General features: G+C 46.9%; 25 protein-coding genes. 21 read left to right on the top strand and 4 right to left on the bottom strand.

The window, feature by feature from the left end; genetic code table 11:
* Positions 1-10 precede the first annotated feature (10 nt).
* A complete protein-coding gene (locus IL_RS10545; RefSeq protein WP_011235282.1) occupies positions 11-886 on the bottom strand; it encodes a DNA ligase in 876 nt (291 codons plus the stop codon).
* A 194-nt stretch (positions 887-1,080) separates the two neighbouring features.
* Between IL_RS10545 and IL_RS10540 the strand changes: the two genes are divergently transcribed.
* The 3 genes from IL_RS10540 to IL_RS10530 are packed head-to-tail and all read left to right on the top strand — an operon-like array spanning position 1,081 to position 3,018.
* Positions 1,081-1,479 carry a thiol-disulfide oxidoreductase DCC family protein gene (locus IL_RS10540; RefSeq protein ID WP_011235281.1) on the top strand — a complete coding sequence of 133 codons (399 nt, stop codon included), beginning with the start codon at positions 1,081-1,083 and terminating at the stop codon, positions 1,477-1,479.
* A 41-nt stretch (positions 1,480-1,520) separates the two neighbouring features.
* Positions 1,521-2,501 carry a catalase family peroxidase gene (locus tag IL_RS10535; RefSeq protein ID WP_011235280.1) on the top strand — a complete coding sequence of 327 codons (981 nt, stop codon included), beginning with the start codon at positions 1,521-1,523 and terminating at the stop codon, positions 2,499-2,501.
* On the top strand, positions 2,494-3,018 hold the full coding sequence (locus IL_RS10530; protein ID WP_011235279.1) for a cytochrome b: 525 nt from the start codon (positions 2,494-2,496) through the stop codon (positions 3,016-3,018). Before IL_RS10535 ends, IL_RS10530 begins: the two co-directional genes overlap by 8 nt.
* Positions 3,019-3,029: 11 nt before the next feature.
* Here the strand turns inward: IL_RS10530 and IL_RS10525 are convergent, their stop codons facing one another.
* Positions 3,030-3,281, bottom strand: a complete 252-nt coding sequence (locus IL_RS10525; RefSeq protein WP_011235278.1) for a TIGR03643 family protein — start codon at positions 3,279-3,281, stop codon at positions 3,030-3,032.
* A gap of 190 nt (positions 3,282-3,471) precedes the next feature.
* On the opposite strand from IL_RS10525, the gene IL_RS10520 reads away from it, so the two are divergent.
* The 6 genes from IL_RS10520 to IL_RS13665 all read left to right on the top strand — a co-directional run bounded on the left by IL_RS10520 (position 3,472) and on the right by IL_RS13665 (position 6,694).
* Positions 3,472-3,669: a hypothetical protein gene (locus tag IL_RS10520; protein ID WP_011235277.1), complete on the top strand. Its 198-nt coding sequence runs from the start codon at positions 3,472-3,474 to the stop codon at positions 3,667-3,669.
* A 29-nt stretch (positions 3,670-3,698) separates the two neighbouring features.
* Complete coding sequence (locus tag IL_RS10515) at positions 3,699-3,998, top strand: Rho termination factor N-terminal domain-containing protein (protein ID WP_011235276.1); 300 nt, start codon at positions 3,699-3,701, stop codon at positions 3,996-3,998.
* A 123-nt stretch (positions 3,999-4,121) separates the two neighbouring features.
* Positions 4,122-5,129: a virulence protein RhuM/Fic/DOC family protein gene (gene rhuM, locus IL_RS10510; protein ID WP_011235275.1), complete on the top strand. Its 1,008-nt coding sequence runs from the start codon at positions 4,122-4,124 to the stop codon at positions 5,127-5,129.
* Between the two features lie 76 nt (positions 5,130-5,205).
* Positions 5,206-5,913 carry a nuclease-related domain-containing protein gene (locus IL_RS10505; RefSeq protein ID WP_011235274.1) on the top strand — a complete coding sequence of 236 codons (708 nt, stop codon included), beginning with the start codon at positions 5,206-5,208 and terminating at the stop codon, positions 5,911-5,913.
* 3 nt (positions 5,914-5,916) lie between these two features.
* A complete protein-coding gene (locus IL_RS10500) occupies positions 5,917-6,354 on the top strand; it encodes a hypothetical protein (protein WP_011235273.1) in 438 nt (145 codons plus the stop codon).
* 169 nt (positions 6,355-6,523) lie between these two features.
* A complete protein-coding gene (locus IL_RS13665; RefSeq protein WP_011235272.1) occupies positions 6,524-6,694 on the top strand; it encodes a DUF3545 family protein in 171 nt (56 codons plus the stop codon).
* 73 nt (positions 6,695-6,767) lie between these two features.
* Here IL_RS13665 and suhB read toward each other — a convergent pair whose 3' ends face one another.
* Entirely contained in the window at positions 6,768-7,544 is a 777-nt protein-coding gene (gene suhB, locus IL_RS10495) for an inositol-1-monophosphatase (protein WP_011235271.1), read from the bottom strand.
* A 108-nt stretch (positions 7,545-7,652) separates the two neighbouring features.
* On the opposite strand from suhB, the gene trmJ reads away from it, so the two are divergent.
* The 3 genes from trmJ (at position 7,653) to IL_RS10480 (ending at position 10,109) form a co-directional block, all read left to right on the top strand.
* A complete protein-coding gene (trmJ, locus tag IL_RS10490) occupies positions 7,653-8,375 on the top strand; it encodes a tRNA (cytosine(32)/uridine(32)-2'-O)-methyltransferase TrmJ (RefSeq protein WP_011235270.1) in 723 nt (240 codons plus the stop codon).
* 66 nt (positions 8,376-8,441) lie between these two features.
* The gene (iscR, locus tag IL_RS10485) at positions 8,442-8,921 is read left to right on the top strand and encodes a Fe-S cluster assembly transcriptional regulator IscR (protein WP_011235269.1); all 480 of its coding nucleotides are present in this window, start codon (positions 8,442-8,444) and stop codon (positions 8,919-8,921) included.
* A 30-nt stretch (positions 8,922-8,951) separates the two neighbouring features.
* Complete coding sequence (locus tag IL_RS10480) at positions 8,952-10,109, top strand: IscS subfamily cysteine desulfurase (RefSeq protein WP_011235268.1); 1,158 nt, start codon at positions 8,952-8,954, stop codon at positions 10,107-10,109.
* On the opposite strand, the gene msrA is transcribed toward IL_RS10480, so the two are convergent.
* On the bottom strand, positions 10,106-10,651 hold the full coding sequence (gene msrA, locus IL_RS10475) for a peptide-methionine (S)-S-oxide reductase MsrA (protein WP_011235267.1): 546 nt from the start codon (positions 10,649-10,651) through the stop codon (positions 10,106-10,108). The two genes, IL_RS10480 and msrA, sit on opposite strands and share 4 nt — an antisense overlap.
* A 166-nt stretch (positions 10,652-10,817) precedes the next feature.
* Here msrA and ndk point away from each other — a divergent pair, with 166 nt between their 5' ends.
* The 9 genes from ndk (at position 10,818) to der (ending at position 19,866) form a co-directional block, all read left to right on the top strand.
* Complete coding sequence (ndk, locus tag IL_RS10470) at positions 10,818-11,249, top strand: nucleoside-diphosphate kinase (protein WP_011235266.1); 432 nt, start codon at positions 10,818-10,820, stop codon at positions 11,247-11,249.
* An 85-nt stretch (positions 11,250-11,334) separates the two neighbouring features.
* Positions 11,335-12,471 carry a bifunctional tRNA (adenosine(37)-C2)-methyltransferase TrmG/ribosomal RNA large subunit methyltransferase RlmN gene (locus tag IL_RS10465; RefSeq protein ID WP_011235265.1) on the top strand — a complete coding sequence of 379 codons (1,137 nt, stop codon included), beginning with the start codon at positions 11,335-11,337 and terminating at the stop codon, positions 12,469-12,471.
* A 33-nt stretch (positions 12,472-12,504) separates the two neighbouring features.
* A complete protein-coding gene (locus tag IL_RS10460; protein ID WP_011235264.1) occupies positions 12,505-12,960 on the top strand; it encodes a tetratricopeptide repeat protein in 456 nt (151 codons plus the stop codon).
* 20 nt (positions 12,961-12,980) lie between these two features.
* Positions 12,981-14,078 carry a RodZ domain-containing protein gene (locus IL_RS10455; RefSeq protein WP_011235263.1) on the top strand — a complete coding sequence of 366 codons (1,098 nt, stop codon included), beginning with the start codon at positions 12,981-12,983 and terminating at the stop codon, positions 14,076-14,078.
* A gap of 16 nt (positions 14,079-14,094) precedes the next feature.
* Positions 14,095-15,213, top strand: coding sequence for a flavodoxin-dependent (E)-4-hydroxy-3-methylbut-2-enyl-diphosphate synthase (ispG, locus tag IL_RS10450; RefSeq protein ID WP_011235262.1), 1,119 nt, complete (start codon positions 14,095-14,097; stop codon positions 15,211-15,213).
* A 72-nt stretch (positions 15,214-15,285) separates the two neighbouring features.
* On the top strand, positions 15,286-16,563 hold the full coding sequence (gene hisS, locus IL_RS10445; protein WP_016341386.1) for a histidine--tRNA ligase: 1,278 nt from the start codon (positions 15,286-15,288) through the stop codon (positions 16,561-16,563).
* Positions 16,564-16,567: 4 nt separating this feature from the next.
* The gene (locus IL_RS10440; RefSeq protein WP_011235260.1) at positions 16,568-17,182 is read left to right on the top strand and encodes a YfgM family protein; all 615 of its coding nucleotides are present in this window, start codon (positions 16,568-16,570) and stop codon (positions 17,180-17,182) included.
* On the top strand, positions 17,182-18,423 hold the full coding sequence (bamB, locus tag IL_RS10435) for an outer membrane protein assembly factor BamB (protein ID WP_011235259.1): 1,242 nt from the start codon (positions 17,182-17,184) through the stop codon (positions 18,421-18,423). The genes IL_RS10440 and bamB overlap by 1 nt, the downstream gene beginning before the upstream one ends.
* Before the next feature lie 3 nt (positions 18,424-18,426).
* Positions 18,427-19,866, top strand: a complete 1,440-nt coding sequence (gene der, locus IL_RS10430) for a ribosome biogenesis GTPase Der (RefSeq protein ID WP_011235258.1) — start codon at positions 18,427-18,429, stop codon at positions 19,864-19,866.
* Positions 19,867-19,903: the final 37 nt, after the last annotated feature.

Raw genomic sequence — 19,903 nt, 5'->3', positions numbered from 1 at the left:
GTCTAAAAGCTTATTCACCCTCTACAACCTCCCTAATTCGTAAAAAGCTGGCAAAGCGTGGCACGCCATTACTGGTGTAGCCGTGATACTTGTAGGTAATGATACTGCCGACAGGCGGAGGGTTAGCGCGTTCCGCGTCGGTGAATCCGGTGCCAACAGAAAATTCAATGCCTTGCTGATTGCGCACGCGCAGCGCACCGAGCATGTCGGTGTATTTACCTTTGCCGGGTAAATGCGCGATGACCTCGGCCTCTTCATCGAAATAGGGCTTTAGCTTCAATAAAGCGTCGCTTCTACCCGACTGATGAAGCGCTGTAGCTAAGTGCAACATCAGGCCTTCTGCGCCTTGATCAACCATGGCTTGCAGGTGCTCGCTTAATTCATGATTGGAATGAAACCGCTGTTGTTGTACTGCTTTAATATGTTCAGCGTTTACTTGCTCAATTAACTTTGAGTAGTTTTTGTATCGTTCCTCAAAAGGTAGCTGTGCGTCAGGCATATCAAACACCATATACTTCACTTTCCGCCAACGGTTGTCCTTTGGTGTTTGGGTGCGCACAATAGAGCTTAGCGCCTCAAAGTTCTGACGTTTTGTCCACAGTTCACCGTCAAGCCAAACGGCGGGTAGCGGTGCAGTAAACCATTCCGGAGCTGATATCAGGTTGCCTTGTCGGGTCAGTAGTTGCGATCCTGTCCAAATGGCCCGGATACCATCGTATTTTTCACTTACTAAGTAGTTGCTAATGGGGATGGTATTGTCCTGTTCATACACTTTTGCGAGCTGGGTTTGCGTTGAGTTCTGCCATGCGGCTGCAGGCAAGGTACAAAAGGCAGCGATAAAAAATGCCACTAAATAAACAAGATGAATTCTAGAGAGTTTTGGCATCCTTGCCTCTTATTTTGGAGCGAGTTGCAGCGCGTCTGCGCCAAGTATCATAAAGAGACTAGCACTGCTTATTAAGTCTGGCTGCGTGGCAATGTCGTATTGTGAGATAAGCAGACCGATTTTCGCATTACATTATGAGTCAAATACGCAAAAACAGCGTATAAGAAGGTGTAATTCGCAAAACGGTGGTTCTAATGTCAGAGCAAAGTTCGAAACTTGTTATCTTCTTCGACGGTGGATGTCCGTTATGCGTGAAAGAGATGCGTCATTTAAGGAAGCTGGATGAACAAAGAAAGATCCAATTTGAGAATATTAACGAGTCGGATTTTAATCAGCGCTATCCTGCAGTAGACGTTGCTAAGGCTAACCAGTATTTACACGGACAGACCCGTTCAGGTGAAATGATTTATGGTCTGGATGTCACCTATGCGGCCTGGTCGCTGGTGGGGAAAGGCTGGATGATTGCCCCTTTACGCTGGCCTGTGATTCGATGGTTTGCCGATAAAGCGTACTTATTTTTCGCGCGTTACCGCAACCGCATTTCCAAGCTATTAACAGGTAAAGAACGCTGCTCGCAGTGCTCGATTGACTGATATACTCTAACCGAAAGAATGATAACAAGAGTACTTTCGACATGAAAAAACAATATCTGGCATTATTGTTGGCGCCAATAATGAGCGTGGCAGCCGATGATCCCCCCAAAGTTAGTGCGCAAGAGTTTGTGAATTTACAGCAGGGAGAAACCGCCCATGAAGGCTTTCGGCGTGCTCACGCAAAAGGCATTTGCGTTAGTGGTGAGTTTCGTTCAAACGGGCAGTTAGCCAGCTATTCAAAAACGGCACTATTTGAAACGGGATCCATGTCTTTTATCGGCCGATTTTCGGTAGCCGGTAATAATCCAACAGCGCCTGACTTAAAAGCACCGGTACGCAGTTTAGCTCTGAGCTTTGCCATGAATTCGACCGAGCAATGGCGTATTGCAATGAATACGCCGCCAGTTATGGCGGTTAAAGATCCGCATACTTTTTATCAGCAAATTCAGGCGATTCAGGCAGGCCCCAAAGCAATACAAACGTTTTTTGCCGAACACCCGGAGAGCAGTGACTTTTTAAGCTGGAAAGCGCAATATCAACCCGGCGGAAGCTTTGCTGCCGAGACTTATAACAGTATTAACGCGTTTTATCTGGTGAATTCAAACGGTGAAAAGCAAGCCGTGCGCTGGACTATGCAGCCGACGGTTTCAGTTTCTGCTGACAACTTAGAGGGTGTGGATGCTCTGCACCAGGAAATTACCAACCGGGTAGCGAAAGAAAATATCATTTTCGACTGGGTTTTTACTTTGGCAAATGAGAAAGATGATGAGAACAATCCAGCAAAAGCATGGCCGGACAGCCGTGAGAAGATTACAGCGGGACAAATTGTTATTACCGGGGTAACGCCGCAGTTACAGGGTGAATGCCACGGTATAAATTACGATCCTCTGGTGTTACCAACCGGTATTGAGGCAACCCGAGATCCCATACTACGGGCTCGTTCCGCGGCTTATGCTGAGTCTTATAGGCGCAGAGCAAAAGAAGCGTTAATGGGCGAGCGGGAGGACCAGGGTAATGAATAACACACAACAGTTTTCCTTGTCGATGCGCTTGTTCCACTGGGCTATGGCGGCTTTGGTTATTTCGATGCTGGCGGCTGGTCTATTGATGGTTCGTTCTTTAGAACCTTGGCAGTTAAGCATTTTAACCGTGCACAAAGCCTTTGGTGTTGTGGCGGCCGCACTGGTTATTGCACGTTTAATGAATCGTTTGTTCCATCAAATTCCGGCATTACCCGGAGACTTATCAAGCTTGCAGACATTTGTCGCCAAGGCTTCTCACTGGCTGCTTTATTTGCTGTTGTTCGCCATGCCAATTTCAGGGTACTTAATGCAGTACTTTGCCGGGCGGCCAATTGACGTATTTGGCTGGTTCCGCTTACCGTCGGCACTTACTGTCAATATTGAGAACTATGCCATATTCCGGGAACTGCACGGCTGGCTGGCAATAGCTCTTATGGCACTGGTTGCTTTGCATGTTGCAGCTGCCTTGCATCATCACTTTATTCGCAAGGACACGGTTCTGAAAAGTATGCTTTAGTAGGTTATTGCCTAACGCTGTTTATATTGTGTTGGGCAGTAGCCGCGCGACACTTCCGCGGGGCGCAGTTTACGATGTTTAGTATTGCGCCCCGATACACGTTCCCGCCACAAGCGGAAGCTGCCCGGCTTAAGTTGCGAACGCATAAACTTAATAACCTGCTTTTCCTGCAGGCCAAATTGTTCTTCAATAGCTTCAAATGGCGTGCGGTCTTCCCACGCCATTTCAATAACGCGTGATACTTCAGATTCAGTCAGGTTCATAAACAGGCTACTTAATGTCTTTTACTGAATTACGTTAGCCTTTGTGGATCAGATCTTTACGGCTACACCGACTCTATTCTACAAACCGTAAAGATGCCCCGCGTATCTTTATTTTAAGATGTGCTGTACTACACTTGATAATGAAGAAGTTGAGAAAACGCACTGACATTTTAACGATTAAGGAGGCTTTATGACTGGGCCAATGAATCCGAAAATTAAAAAAGACGAGCAAGATCTTAGCGAAGAAGAAAAGCGGAAGCTGCAATCACAGCAGGACAAAGAAAACCAGAGCCGTGAAGACCACCGTCGGCCAAATTCAACTCATGACACTCACTCGCAGAAAGATAAGCAGATAGCCCCAGAGCAACGTGGCCGGGACTCTCAGTAATTAACGACTGACTGAGAAAGGAGGCAACCATGCCAGACGTTTGGCGCGACAAAGACGAGCGTATGTATCAGCATATTAAGCAGTCTCAGCTGGATGACGGAAAAAGTGAAGATGAAGCAGAGGAAATTGCCAGCCGCACTGTGAATAAGCAGCGACGCGAAGAGGGGCTTACCGATAACACCACTACTCAGGGGACAGGTAACCCCAATACCCGGCTGGAAGAGCGCACCAAAGATGAGTTATACAATAGGGCGCAACAGCTTGATATTGCTAACCGCAGCGAAATGACAAAAGACGAACTGATTGAGGCAATAAGGCAAAAGCAGTAAGGGATTAAAGCTGACGAATGACGGCTTTGGTGGTTTAATGAAATCATTGTGGCCGAAAGAAGAAATGCTGACTATGCTGGAACGTTTAGTGAAAACATCAAGCTCAAGGATGAGAAACGAAGCATGAACAACAAGCAAGTTCAGATATTTGAGAGTCAGGATGGGCAGGCACAACTGGAAGTGGCTTTGGAACAGGATACGGTTTGGCTGAACCAGACTCAGATGTCATTACTATTCAATACCTCGACTGATAACATTGGTTTGCACCTGAAGAATATTTATAGGGAAGGTGAATTGGAAGCAATGGCAACTACCGAGGATTTCTCGGTAGTTCGGCAAGAAGGTAAACGACAAGTCCGCCGTCGCGTAAAACATTACAACCTTGATGCCATTATTTCTGTGGGCTACCGCGTGAGCTCTAAACGCGCGACACAGTTCCGCCAATGGGCAACGCGAATATTAAAAGAGCACCTGGTTGAAGGCTACACTCTAAACCAACGTCGGCTGCAAGAGCGGGGCGTTGAGTTTGAGCAGGCTCTAAATCTACTCAGTCGTACACTGAGTAACCAAGGCTTGGTATCTGAAGCTGGTGAAGCCGTTGCTCAGGTTATAAGTGAGTACGCTCGTTCCTGGTCACTGCTGCAAGGTTATGACGAGCAAGTTTTAGCGGAAATAGGTACCAGACAAAATGGTATGCAGGCTCTGGATCCGGATAACGCAACCGATGCCATTCAACAGCTTAGAAAAACACTTATAACTAAAGGCGAAGCCACTGAGTTATTCGGACAGGTTCGTGGCAACGGGCTTTCTTCGGCATTGGCTACAATAGAGCAAGGTTTTGCGGGTGAGTTGTTTTACCCCAACATAGCAAGCCGAGCTGCCCATCTGTTGTACTTTGTTATCAAGAATCACCCCTTAGCAGACGGTAATAAACGCTCGGGCTCTTTCCTATTTTTGTGGTATTTGCGATTAAATCAGCACTTGTTAGCTAAGCCCGTTGAAAAATTGATTAACGACAACACGCTAGTGGCTTTGGCACTATTAGTAGCCGAGAGCTTACCAAACCAAAAAGAGTTGATGATTCGTTTGGTAGAACATTTTATTCTCCTTAAGGAGCCTGCCGATAACTAAGAATTGAAGCTGACGAATGACGGCTTTGGTGGTTTAATATATCCCCTAATTCGCAAGGAAAAGCAGTCAAATTGTCATGGCCGACACGCAGTACATAACCAAAAATCGTCTTTCGCAAGAAGTGAATAAAGCCCGCGTATGGGTCGCTATTATTGGCGCACCTATTGCGGGCTTTTTAATGTACAAATTACCAAACTTCTGGTGGATTGTCGGGCTAATTTACCTCTTCAGTATTATTGGGGCGGCATCTACTAGGCGTTCGGGTGCCAGAGGCGAATTAAAAACACTGCAGCTTTTAGAGAAGCTCCCTGATAGCTATATTTTGTTTAACCAGGTTGACGTACCCAACCCACGAGCAAAACGAGGCTTTACTGAGCTGGATTTAATCGTGGTGGGCCCTAACGGTGTGTTTGTTGTGGAAGTGAAAAACAACAACTCAAAAGTAACGGGAGATGAGCAATCTCCTAATTGGATAGCCCATAAAGTGGGCCGCAAAGGTGGCCGGTATACAGCCAAAGTTCGGAATCCAATAAAGCAGTTAAAAAAGCAAATACATGTATTGGCAGAGCATTTGAAGAAAAACCGCGCATCTATATGGATAGACGGCGTTGTGTTTTTCTCACACCGCAGCGCACGGGTTAAGCTGTCTTCACCTCCCAGCGTTCCCGTTCTTGAACGTAAAGGATTGGTCGAGTATATTTTGAATTATCAGCCCAAACGGGCACCGTCAAATGTTGAGAAAGTCGTTCAACAATTAATAGAACTTAAACAAATGACGAGCTGAAAGATGTATAAAGAACAAACCGTTAGGGCGAGGCTGGCCCGGAAAACCAAAGGCATTCCTGCTTGGCTCTGGTTATTAACCATTTACCTTAGTTACTTTATGGTCTTGCACTTTATCGGCCAGGGATTTGCAGTTTTGTTCGTAGCCGTAATCGTTGCCTCTGCGTCGCTCATTAGCCCCAGAGATCGAGAGCAGAACAAAGTTAAAAATATCATGACTTTGTTGGATGTTAATGGTGAAAAGTTACGTGTTGGGTTGGAACAAGTCCCCAATAAAAAGCTGAAACGCGTAGCGGTGGGCGAATACGACGAGGAATACGCTATTTTACAGTTCCCTTTTAATTATCAAGTCTCGAGTGACCATCTATTCCCCATTCAGCAGCTCGGTTCAGTCCGCGAATTTTTCAAAACGCATTATCCGCAAGTTGAATTGCTCACCTAATTCTTCACACCTTCGCCATCATTTGTTAACAAAAGCGTAACAAAGTTCTTTTAATGTGGCCTGGTGTGTGGTACTTATGAGTTGTGGTTTTTTTGTTAACAAACAGATTAACTGCAGCGCTAAATACCATAATTAAAAAAGTTGTATCAAAAAAGCAGAGGGTCATAACATGGATCATTCAGAAGAACTGCAAAAGGTTAATGACAAGTCTGGTAAGGGTCGCGCGGCAAAACGTAAATGGCGTGAAATAGAACAACTAAAAGAGAAGTACCGGTTGCGGGAAGAACTCTCTGATATGGATTACTCGCTTGAACTCGATTTAGAAGAAATCGAACTATAAAAAAGAACGCCGTCTGGGTTAGCTCAGACGGCGTTTTGCTTTTGGGCTTACTGCTCTTGTTTTTAGAAAGAGCTTAGCGAATTTGTGCCAGCATTTGTTTTAATGCTTTTGGCGCACCGGCTGCTATATTGCCCGACTGAATGTAGTTGTGGCCACCCTGAAAGTCACTGACTATGCCACCGGCTTCGCGAACCAATAATTCGCCAGCCAACATATCCCAGGGCTTAAGACCCATTTCCCAGAATGCATCGTGGCGTGCTGCCGCAACATAAGCTAAATCTAGTGCTGCTGCGCCTGCGCGACGAACGTCGGCACAGTGCTCAAACAACTTGCTGAACATTTCCAGGTATTCCGGTAAACGGTTTTTCATTTTGAACGGGAAACCCGTTGCTAAAATAGCGCCTTTTAATTCCACTTTAGGTGAAATACGTAAACGACGACCATTTAGCTGCGCACCGGCGCCGCGGGTAGCGGTAAATAATTCTTCGCGCATAGGATCATAAACAACGGCCTGTTGAACAGAGCCTTTGTGAAGCAACGCTATAGAGATACAAAAATGGGGGATACCGCGCATGTAATTGGTCGTGCCGTCTAGCGGATCAATAACCCACTGGAAGTCGTTTTCTTTTCCAGCCTGAGTACCGCTTTCTTCTGCGATGATGCCGTGATCAGGGTAAGACTTTTTGATGGTGTTGATAATAGCCTGCTCTGCGGCTTTATCCATATCAGTAACCCAGTCGTTCAAACCTTTTGATTCGGCTTCAACAGGACTGCCCTGGTCGAAATTTTTAACTAAAATTTTGCCGGCCGCACGCGCTGCGCGCACCGCAATATTTAACATCGGATGCATACCAATTACCTGTGCTGTAAAAGAACAATTTTCGGTCGCGGATCATACCAGTGTTACGGTATCATGCCAAACTTTTCCATAAGCCGAGAAAAACTCAAGGGAAACGCCATGCTTGATAACATTCGTATTGTTCTGGTGAATACGTCTCATACCGGAAACATAGGCTCTGTCGCCCGTGCCATGAAGACTATGGGGTTGTCTAAACTAACCTTAGTCGACCCTGTGCAGGAGCCTGACAGTCACGCATCGGCGTTGGCCGCTGGCGCAACCGATATTCTGGCGTCGGCGACTATTGTGGATACTTTGCAGGAGGCGATTGCCGACTGTGGTCTGGTTATTGCCACCAGTGCCCGGAATCGAACTTTAGACTGGCCGCTGCTAGGCCCGCGAGAGTGTGCGGCAAAAGTATTGGAGGAGACCAGCCAGCATCAGGTTGCTCTGGTATTTGGCCGTGAAAACAGTGGATTAACCAACGAAGAGCTACAGCAAAGTCAGTTTCACTTACACATACCAACTAACCCCGATTACAGTTCACTGAATCTGGCTATGGCGGTGCAGACTGTGAGTTATGAATTACGCATGCAGTGGCTTGAATCGAAACAACGCGCTCCGGAAAATTTACCGGAGTACCCGCGCGCTGAAGATTTAGAACGGTTTTATGAGCATCTTGAAAAGACTCTGGGTCAGACTGGGTTCATTGTTCCTCAGCACCCCGGACAAGTCATGACGAAATTGCGTCGTTTATTTAACCGAGCCCGCCCGGAAGAAAATGAAATTAATATTTTACGTGGCATCTTAGCCTCTGTGGACAAATCAACGGGTAATACTTGACTAAAATAGTCGGGAATGTAGAATCTCAATACATTAACGATGAATTAAACAGCAGAGGAAACCACCATGCGCCTGACGTCAAAAGGTCGATACGCAGTAACAGCTATGCTGGACGTTGCGCTTTTTACGGCAAATGGTCCCGTGCCGTTAGCGGATATTTCTGAGCGTCAGGGAATATCTCTGTCGTATTTAGAGCAGTTGTTTTCGCGCTTACGTAAGCATGGGTTGGTGGACAGTGTGCGAGGTCCCGGTGGTGGTTATCGTCTGGGCTGTGCCGCAAACGATATTTCTGTTGGTGCCGTTATTCACGCGGTAGACGAGTCAATTGATGCAACACGTTGTCAGGGTAAAGCTAACTGTCAGGGCGGCGAACGTTGTTTGACCCACTCTTTGTGGGAAGGGTTAAGCGACAGAATATCCGACTTTCTCGACGGTATTACGCTGGCCGAGTTGATGAAGAAAGAGGACGTCGGTGACGTTCTGAATAGGCAGAATGCGTTGCATAACCACAGTGAAGAAGAGATTAAGTTAAACTCTCACCTATAATATTGCCTTTAAGTTGTCAGGAGCAAGCAAGTGTCTAAGTTACCTCTTTATTTTGATTATGCTGCAACCACGCCGGTAGACCCTGTTGTAGCAGAAAAAATGATGGGATGTTTAACGCAGGATGGCTTGTTTGGTAACCCGGCATCGCGTTCGCATAAGTACGGCTGGCAGGCAGAAGAAGCTGTCGATATTGCCCGGAATCAGGTTGCTGACCTTATTAATGCCGACGCGCGCGAAATTGTTTTTACCTCAGGTGCGACTGAGTCAGATAACCTCGCCATAAAAGGCGCAGCTCAGTATTACTCAGATAAAGGCAAACACGTTATTACACTTAAAACCGAGCACAAAGCGGTTTTAGATACCTGTGCGCAGCTGGAAAAAGAAGGCTTTGAAGTGACGTATCTGGATGTCGGAACAGACGGCTTGCTGGATATGGATTTGTTCCGCTCAGCCTTGCGCGAAGATACGGTGTTAGTGAGCGTAATGCTGGTTAATAACGAAATAGGTGTGCTTCAGGATATAACCACTATAGGTCAATTGTGCCGTGAAAATGGCACAATATTTCATGTTGATGCTGCACAGGCCGCCGGAAAACTTCCGATGAATATGGTCACGTTACCTGTTGATTTAATGTCACTTTCTGCGCACAAGATGTATGGCCCTAAAGGTATTGGCGCATTGTATGTACGCCGCACTCCGCGAGTTCGGCTGCTGGCGCAAATGCATGGCGGGGGTCATGAGCGTGGCATGCGCTCAGGCACGTTACCAACTCACCAAATTGTCGGTATGGGTGTAGCGGCGGAACTGGCTCTTAACGAGCTGGAACTGGAGCCCGCACGAATTGAAAACTTGCGTCAGCGACTATGGAAAGGGGTTAGCCAGTTAGAAGGTGTAACTTTGAATGGCTCTGACCAGCAACGGGTTCCGCATATTACTAACATCAGTTTTGCCGGAGTTGATGGTGAACTGTTGCTAATGGCGTTAAAAGATCTTGCGCTCTCATCGGGCTCGGCCTGTACGTCGGCCAGTGTTGAACCCTCGTATGTGTTAAGAGCATTAGGCGTTGAACATGAGCTGGCAATGAGTTCATTGCGCTTTAGTATTGGGCGTTACACGTCCGAAGCAGATATCGATAGTGCGGTAGAGCTTATCCACCGCACTATCGGAACCTTAAGAGGCGCTGCTTAGTCCTTAAGCAGGCCAGCAAAGGTTTTACGGAACTTAGCCAGCTTCGGTGAAATTACCGCCTGACAATACGGGTTTTCCGGGTTTCTGGCGTAGTAGTTTTCGTGGTAATTCTCTGCCGGGTAAAAAGTCCCTAACTCAGTCACTTCCGTTACGATAGGAGCTGCAAATGCTGCATCGGCTTCAAGTTCCGCAATAATACTTTCCGCTTCACGTTTTTGCGCGTCGTTATGATAAAAAATTGATGTGCGATATTGAGTACCCACATCGTTACCCTGACGATTCACCTGAGTTGGATCGTGCAAAGTGAAAAAGATTTCTAAGATTTGACGGTAAGAGATCTGCTCTGGATCGTACTGGAGTTGTGCAACTTCGGCATGTCCTGTTTCGCCACTGCAAACCTGCTCGTAAGTTGGATCGATGGTATGCCCGCCAGTGTAGCCCGATTTAACCGACTGAATGCCTTTTACCTGAAGGAAGGCTGACTCAACACACCAGAAGCAACCCCCACCAAGAGTGGCTTGTTCATATTCATTGTTCGCCATGTCAGAACTCCTTATCGTCAAATAGACGTCTATATGGCTATATAAGTTCTCTCATCCTAGCTGAGAATGAATGAAAAAACAATCACTGGGTATTCGATTTCTGCGCCGATCTCACGTATAATCCGCGCGACTGATTTATCCCTTAATTTTATTGGAGTTTATAACCATGGCTTTAGAGCGCACTCTATCAATTATCAAGCCTGATGCAGTTGCAAAAAACTTAATCGGCGCTATCTATAACCGTTTTGAATCTGCTGGTCTTCGCATTGTTGGTGCTAAAATGATGCACTTAAGCAAAGAACAGGCAGAAGGTTTCTACGCAGAACACAAAGAACGTCCTTTCTTTGGCGCTTTGGTTGAATTCATGACTTCAGGCCCTATCGTTGTTCAGGTTCTTGAAGGTGAAGACGCTGTACGTAAGAACCGCGACATCATGGGTGCTACGAATCCTGCAGAAGCACTGGCAGGAACTATTCGTGCCGACTATGCTGAAACTATAGACGAAAATGCGGTACATGGTTCAGATGCAACTGAATCTGCTGCACGTGAAATCTCTTACTTCTTCAGCGACGAAGAAGTTTGCCAGCGCACTCGCTAAGACTGTATTCGAATGTAGCCTGATGCTATTGCATCAGGTGAGAGCCTGACGGAAACGTCAGGCTGCATCAGAAAACCGGAGCTTTATGACCAACGCAATAGATAAAAAAGTGAACTTACTCGACCTGAATCGTGAGGGAATTAAAGAGTTCTTTCGTGAAATGGGTGAGAAACCATTTCGTGCTGAACAAGTAATGAAGTGGCTGTATCACTTTTGTGTCGATGACTTTGATGAGATGACCAATCTTAATAAAGCCTTGCGTGAAAAGCTCAAGCAAGTCGCTGAAATACGCGCGCCTGAAGTTCGCGAACAGCAGCAGTCATCGGACGGTACGATTAAGTTCGCCATGACCCTGTTTGACGGTCAGGACGTGGAAACAGTATGGATACCCGAGGGTGATCGCGCTACTTTGTGCGTGTCTTCTCAGGTTGGTTGTGCATTAGAATGCACTTTCTGCTCAACCGGGGCTCAAGGCTTTAACCGTAACCTCAGTGTGGCAGAAATCATCGGTCAGGTATGGCGGGTGAATCAGCTGTTAGGGGCTTATGGCAAGACCGGAATTAAACCCGTAACGAACGTGGTTATGATGGGCATGGGGGAACCTTTGCTTAACTTAAACAATGTAGTTCCGGCAATGGAGCTAATGTTAGATGACCTGGGTTTCGGTTTATCCAAACGCCGCGTTACGTTAAGTACTTCAGGTGTTGTTCCTGCGTTGGAAAAACTGCGTGAACGCATTGATGTGATGTTGGCTATTTCGTTGCACGCGCCAGACGATGAGTTGCGCAACGAGATTGTACCTATTAATAAGAAGTACAATATTGAAGAATTTCTGGCATCCAGCCGTCGTTATGTTGAGCAGTCAAAAGCTCAGCGTAAAGTAACGGTAGAGTATGTCATGCTGGACCATGTGAACGATTCAACCGATCAGGCACATGCGCTGGCAAAAACCTTAAAAGATACCCCGAGTAAAATTAATCTTATTCCATTTAATCCTTTCCCGGGTTCGGACTACGGACGCTCCAGTAACTCGCGAATTGACCGTTTTGCCAAAGTGCTTATGGAGTACGGTTTGACGGTAATGGTACGGAAGACTCGTGGGGATGATATCGATGCAGCTTGCGGGCAATTAGTGGGCGATGTCATCGATCGTACAAAACGTATACTGAAACGTCAGCAGAAACAGCGTGGTGGGGAAGCAATAGCTGTAAAGACCACGTAAATTAACAGAATCGCAGGCACAAGGAGTGTGATAATGCGAACCGCTTTATTATTGATAGCCGCAGCGCTATATGGTTGTACCGCTAACCCTGAACAGTCGGTATCTGTGGGTAATGATGTACGGTTGCAGCTTGGACTTGCTTATTTGGCGCAAGGGAAATTGAAGCTTGCGCATCCGCATTTGCAAACCGCATTGACGAACAATCCCCGGTCTCTGGATGCCAATCTTGCCTTAGGGCAATGGTATTTAGCGACAAATGACGTTGATTCTGCTTTGTCACTTTACCAACAGACATTATCATGGCAACCTATGAGCGGTGCATTGTACAATAACTATGCGGTTGCACTGTGTGTGGCTGGTGACTGGGAAAAAGCACTCAGGTATTTTGATAAAGTGACATTGGATCCAGTGTATCCACATCATGCCAGAGCTGAGGCCAATAAAGCCGAATGTCTGGCTCGGGTAGGTCACGACGCAGCTCAACCATAACAGGGAAACCCCTTACAATCATGACTGCTGAAAACGAATCAACACAAGATAACAAAAAGCCAGAATCGGAAGCGGCACAAGAAACAGAGCAAAAGCCGAGTAAAGGTCCTGGTGAAATTCTGAGAGAAGCCCGTGAAGCTAAAGGTTTAGAGCAACGCGAGGTTGCAGACCAGTTGCGTTTGCGAAAGCAGATTATTGAATTACTGGAAGCCGATGATTATTCAACTTTCTCTACGGCAACCTTTATTAAAGGTTATTTACGCTCTTACGCCAAACTGCTTGATTTAGACGATACCGAGCTGTTTGAGGCTTATAAAGCCAGAGGCTATAAAGAAGTTGAAAGCAGCCAGATGCAGAGCTTCTCAAGACGTAAAAAGCATGAAGAAAGCGACAACCGCTTAATGTTAATTACTTATGTGGTTATCATTATTGTTGTGGCCTTGGTTATTTGGTGGTGGCAAGAGCCGGATCTTGGTTTTAGTGAAGGCGAAACTGGCACGCAGGAAAGTTCAGAAGTTTCTCCGGTAAATACTGATGATGAAGCTGATAACGTCGGTGATATTGAAATTTCAAACCAGCCGACAGAGCCACAAATTGCGCCGAATGAAGATGAAGCTATATTAGAGTCAGAAGTTGAAGCTGATGACACGAATGTTGCGGTCGAGTCGGTACAAGAACCCGTTAGTGAAAGCGGCGAGAATGACAACGAGAATAACGACGAATCGCAGGCCGCTAACACTGATTCGGCGGCTAATGATGTTAACGATACCCAAGAGTTACCAACTGAAACTGCCGAGCAGACAGATAACCAAGCTGAAACTTCGGTCGAGTCAGAAGCTGTTGAGCCGTCGCCGCAACCAGAAGCGGTTTCAGCCAGCCTGGTGTTAGAGTTTAATGAAGAATGCTGGGTTAAAATTGATGATGCTTCCGGTGAAACTCAGGCTGTTGGTGTAAAAGCTGCAGGCTACCGTATGCCAGTCCCTGGCGAAGCGCCTTTTTCAGTAACACTGTGTAAACCTGAAGCTGTTAATGTCAGCTTTAACGGTAATGCCTTTAATATGGACCAGTTCCGGACTGGTCGTGTCGCGCGCTTTACCGTACCGTCAGAAGAGCAGTAGAGGTCAATTTAAGGTTATGATGCACGAAAATCCAATTAAACGCCGTCCTTCACGCCGCTTGTATGTAGGTAATGTGCCTATTGGCGATGGCGCACCGATTGCTGTGCAGTCCATGACAAATACTGAAACAACCGATGTTGATGCGACCGTAGCGCAAATCGAAGCGCTGGCTCAAGCTGGTGCCGATATTGTTCGTGTGTCTGTACCAACAATGGAAGCCGCCGAAGCTTTTAAGCAAATAAAGCAGCGCAGCCCAGTGCCTTTAGTTACTGACATTCATTTTGATTACCGTATTGCGCTTAAAGTTGCCGAATATGGCGCGGATTGCCTACGTATTAATCCGGGCAATATTGGTCACGAAGACAGAATTAAAGCCGTAGTCGATGCAGCACGTGAACGTAACATTCCAATTCGTATTGGGGTTAATGGCGGTTCACTAGAAAAAGATCTGCAAGAAAAATACGGAGAACCGACAGCTGAGGCGTTAGTTGAATCCGCAATGCGGCATGTCAATATTCTCTATAAGCTGGACTTTTACGATTTTAAAGTCAGCGTTAAAGCTTCCGATGTATTTTTAGCCGTTGAATCGTATCGCTTACTGGCACAAAAAATTGATCAGCCTTTGCACTTAGGCATTACAGAAGCCGGTGGTAAGCGCAGCGGTGCGGTGAAGTCGTCAGTTGGTTTAGGCATGTTGCTGGCTGAAGGTATTGGCGACACGTTGCGGGTGTCCCTTGCTGCCGATCCGGTTGAAGAAATTAAAGTGGGTTTTGATATATTAAAGTCACTGCGTATTCGCGCGCGGGGTATCAACTTTATTGCCTGCCCAAGTTGTTCCAGACAAGAATTCGATGTTATTAACACTGTTAATGCTTTAGAGGAGCGCCTGGAAGATATTACTATTCCAATGGATGTTTCAATAATAGGCTGTGTGGTGAATGGTCCGGGCGAAGCTCTGGTATCGCATGTCGGTCTTGCCGGCGCAAAAAACAAAAGTGGTTTGTACATTGGCGGAGCACGTCAAAAACTCCGACTGGATAACCAGAATTTAGTGGATGAACTGGAAGCCCAAATTCGCGAGCAGGTTAAGTTCATTGAAGCTAATAAAATTGATGTAAAAGAAATTAACGGTTGATTTTACCCGCATCGACAAAGTCCCTATAATACCCGCTTATTTTCTGTATCGATAACCAGACGAGAAGGTTCCGTGGCGAATACAATCCAAGCAATTCGTGGCATGAATGATTTGTTGCCAGAGCAGAGTCCGGCCTGGCAACAGGTTGAAGCAGTAATACGACGCGTTGCTGCAAGCTACGGGTATAGCGAAATCCGTATGCCGGTGCTGGAAAGCACACAACTGTTTAAACGCTCTATTGGTGAAGTTACCGATATTGTCGAAAAAGAAATGTATACCTTTGATGACCGCAATGGCGAAAGCGTAACCTTGCGTCCGGAAGGGACAGCAAGCTGCGTGCGCGCGGGTAATCAGCACGGTTTGTTGTACAACCAAATTCAGCGTTTGTGGTATATGGGGCCTATGTTCCGTTACGAACGCCCACAAAAGGGGCGTTATCGTCAGTTCCATCAATTTGGCATTGAAACCTTTGGTTTAGAAAGTGCCGATGCCGATGCGGAAGTCATTCTGCTTTCAGCCAGATTATGGCGCGAGTTTGGTCTTGCCGATCAGGTCGAGCTGCAACTGAACTCTCTGGGATCTAATGAAGCTCGGGCGAATTACCGTGATGCGTTAAAAGCTTACTTGTCTGACTATGAAAGCGAGCTGGATGACGACAGTAAACGCCGGCTTGAAAGCAATCCGTTGCGTATTCTGGATAGTAAAGACGAAAAGACTCAGAAGATTCTGGAAGGTGCGCCTAGTCTATCCGAATACTGGGACGCTGAATCGAAAGAGCACTTTGAGCAATTAACGGCTCGTCTGGAAGCGGCTGGTATTTCATATACTTTAAACGAACGTTTGGTTCGTGGTCTGGATTATTACAACCGTACCGTGTTTGAATGGGTCACCACGGCTCTGGGCGCTCAGGGTACCGTTTGTGCCGGTGGTCGTTATGACGGTCTGGTTGAACAATTAGGCGGTAAGGCTACGCCTGCAGTCGGTTTTGCCATGGGCATGGAACGTTTGGTGCTGTTGCTACAGGAACAAGGTAAGCTCACCCCAAGACGAGTGGTTGATGCTTACTTAATGCCGCTAGGCGAAGAAGCGGAACTAAATGCCCCGCGAATTGCCGAACAGCTGAGAAATGAATTACCGGAACTGCGACTGGTAAGCCACTGTGGTGGCGGTTCTATGAAGAAACAAATGAAAAAAGCCGATAAGTCGGGTGCACAAGTGGCACTCATTATCGGTGCAGATGAAATCGCTCAGCAGCTGGTAACCGTAAAACCGTTACGCACTGCTGAAGAACAACAAACTCTGGGCTGGCAGGCACTTATTGAGTTTCTGCAGCCGCTGACAAGAGGGTAGTCAGGTGGATAATACCGAAGAACAACAAGTAGAACGTTTAAAAGAGTTTTGGAAAGAACACGGTAAAGGTATTGTTGCCGGCGTGGTTATTGGCTTTGGTTTGTTTTATGGCTGGCGTTATTATGACCAGCATACGCTGGAAACTCAGCAGCGTGCTTCAGCAAATTACGAGCAATTGACGGCCGAACTCTCTGAAGGTAGCGAGAACGCGGTACTGGAAGCGCAAGAGTTTGTCAGCGAGAACCCCAAAAATGTTTACGCGCAGTTGGTGGCTTTGCAGTTGGCTCAGCACTCGGTGGAGCGCGCTGACTTAGCAACAGCGGTTACTGCGTTACAGTCGGTAGTCGACAGCGCTGAAGACGAAAACATGTCGGCCTTAGCCAGTATCCGGTTAGCTCGGGTATTAATTGCTCAGGAACAGCTTGACGCTGCTTTAAGTCTGGTTAAGAAACCGTTGCCAGAAGCTTATGCGGGCTTTGCCGCAGAGCTTGAAGGCGACATTTTGGCTGAGCAGGGTAATACCGAAGAAGCTCGTGCCGCATACGAACGCGCATTGCAGGCTGGTGAGTCATTGACTCCGGCGCTGCAAATGAAACTCAACAGCCTGGTTAAGTCATAATGCAATTGATTAAACGCTTTACCAAAGGCAGTTTGTTATTGACTGCTGCAGTTCTTGTTAGTGGTTGCTCTATATTCGGCGACGATGATGAAGAGCCTAAGTTTGCTGTACTTCAGCCTATTTCCGAGCAAGTACAAGCAAAAGTTTTATGGGACGCCTCAGTTGGAAGCGGTATAGGTGAGCACTTCTCCCGACTGAATCCTGTGGTTGAATATGGCAAGGTTTTCGCCGCCGACCGAAATGGCATCGTCAGCGCATTTGATAAGTCCACAGGTGAACGCCTTTGGCGAATTGATTTGCGTCAGCGTATTACATTTGATGAAGCTACGGATGAAGGTTGGTTCAGCGGCTTATTTGCTAGCCCTTTCCCGGCGCGCATATCTGGTGGCTTAGTTGCTCAGTATGATCGTGTCTTTTTGGGCACTGAAAATGGTGATGTTGTTGCTCTGGATGCTGAAACTGGCGATCTTGTTTGGCATACCGAGGTGAACAACGAGGTCATGTCAGACCCAGCCGTCGGCGAAGGCCGTGTCGTCGTTCACACTGGTGGTGGGAAAGTTATTAGTCTGGACGCCGAAACCGGTGAAGAGCAATGGGAATATGAATATCAGACACCCATGCTGACTGTTCGTGGTGCCTCCGCTCCGGCGATTATTAGTGGTGGTGTTGTCGTTGGTGATAGCAACGGTTCTGGTATGGTACTAATTGCAGACAGTGGGCAGCAAGCCTGGAGTCAGCCTATTGGTAAGCCCAGTGGAAGTACAGAACTGGAACGTTTAGCCGACGTTGACGCAAAACCCGCTACGCAGGGAACTACCCTGTATATGGTTGCGTTTAACGGAGAGCTGGTCGCGCTTGAACTCATGAGTGGCGAAGTACGCTGGAAACGCGACTACAAAGCATTTGAAAACATGTTGGTGACTAGTGGCCGAATTTTCTTAACCGATGTGAACAGCCACGTTTACTCACTTGACCAGAGCGGTGGTATTGAGCGTTGGAGTAACACCGAGCTGTTTGGGCGTAAGCTAAGCGCGCCCGCATGGCATCGCGGTAATATTGTTGTTGGTGACTTTGATGGCTACTTGCATTGGCTGGACAGTGAAACCGGCAACATTGTTGGTCGTTACGACGTTGGCGGCGATGGAGTCTATGTTGCTCCTGTCGTGGATAACAACATTATGTATGTACAAACTCGGGACGGTGATATCATCGCGCTCGATACTCAATCAGGAAATGAATAAGAGATGTTACCTGTTGTCGCGCTCGTCGGGCGCCCAAATGTGGGGAAATCCACGCTTTTTAATCGTTTAACGCGAACTCGCGACGCACTGGTAGCGGACTTTCCCGGGTTAACCCGGGATCGTAAATACGGTCAGGCAAATTACGACGGTTATCAATTTATTGTTATTGATACCGGTGGTATTCATGGTGATGAAGAAGGCATTGACGAAGAAATGGCAAAGCAGTCGCTGCTTGCTGTTGACGAAGCCGATGTGGTTCTTTTCATGGTGGACGCGCGTGACGGTGTTACCGTTGGTGATCAAGCCATTGCTGACCATTTGCGTAAGCAGAATAAGAAAGTTTACCTGGTCTGTAACAAAATTGACGGTATTGATGCCCATTCGGCAATGGCCGACTTCTATTCGTTATCTTTAGGCGAACTTTACGGTATTGCGGCGGCTCATGGCCGTGGTGTTGAGCAGTTACTGGAAATTTGCTTTAAGCCAATAGCGGAAGAATACCCCGATGTTATCGTGCCCAAGGACGTTGCCTCTGAAGAGCTGGAGCATGATGAAATTGACTACGATAAGCTGCCACTTAAACTGGCTATTGTTGGTCGTCCGAACGTCGGTAAATCAACTTTAATCAATCGCATATTAGGTGAAGAGCGGGTTGTCGTTTATGACATGCCAGGCACTACTCGCGATTCCGTGTATATTCCTATGCAGCGGAACGAGCGGGAATATGTTCTGATTGATACCGCAGGAGTCCGTCGTCGTGGGCGTATTGGTGAGGCTATCGAGAAGTTTTCGGTGGTTAAGACCCTGCAGGCAATTGAGGACGCAAACGTTGTCCTTATTGTGGTTGATGCACGTGAAACCATTAGTGATCAGGATCTCAACTTAATTGGCTTTGCATTAAATGCCGGTCGTTCAATTGTTATTGCGGTGAATAAGTGGGATGGTTTGCAAAACGACCACAAAGAAGAGATAAAGCGCGAGCTGGATAGACGCTTAGGCTTCGTTGACTTCGCCCGTTTGCATTTTATTTCAGCGCTGCACGGTACAGGTGTTGGTCATTTATTTGAGTCGGTTGAAGAGGCTTATGCCAGCGCAACGCAACGCATTAGTACCTCTAAGCTGACGAAAATAATGGAAATGGCGCAGGAAGAGCATCAGCCGCCACTGGTAAGCGGTCGCCGGGTGAAACTTAAATATGCGCACGCAGGTGGCTATAATCCACCACGTATTATTATTCACGGCAACCAGGTAAAGGATTTACCGGGGGCTTATCAGCGCTATTTAATTAACTACTTCCGGAAATCTCTGGGCGTTATGGGTACGCCAATAAAAGTAGAATTCCGTGAACCGGTTAACCCTTATGAAGGTAAGAAAAACCAACTTACTTTGTCGCAGCAGCGAAAACGCAGACGCTTGATGAAGTTTCTGAAGAAGAAAAAATAGTTTTAAACGAGAAAGCCTGCTAATTGAGCAGGCTTTT

Source organism: Idiomarina loihiensis L2TR (assembly GCF_000008465.1).
Classification (GTDB): domain Bacteria; phylum Pseudomonadota; class Gammaproteobacteria; order Enterobacterales; family Alteromonadaceae; genus Idiomarina; species Idiomarina loihiensis.
The sequence above is the reverse complement of the archived record's forward strand: the minus strand, read 5'-3'. Positions and strand labels throughout refer to the sequence as shown.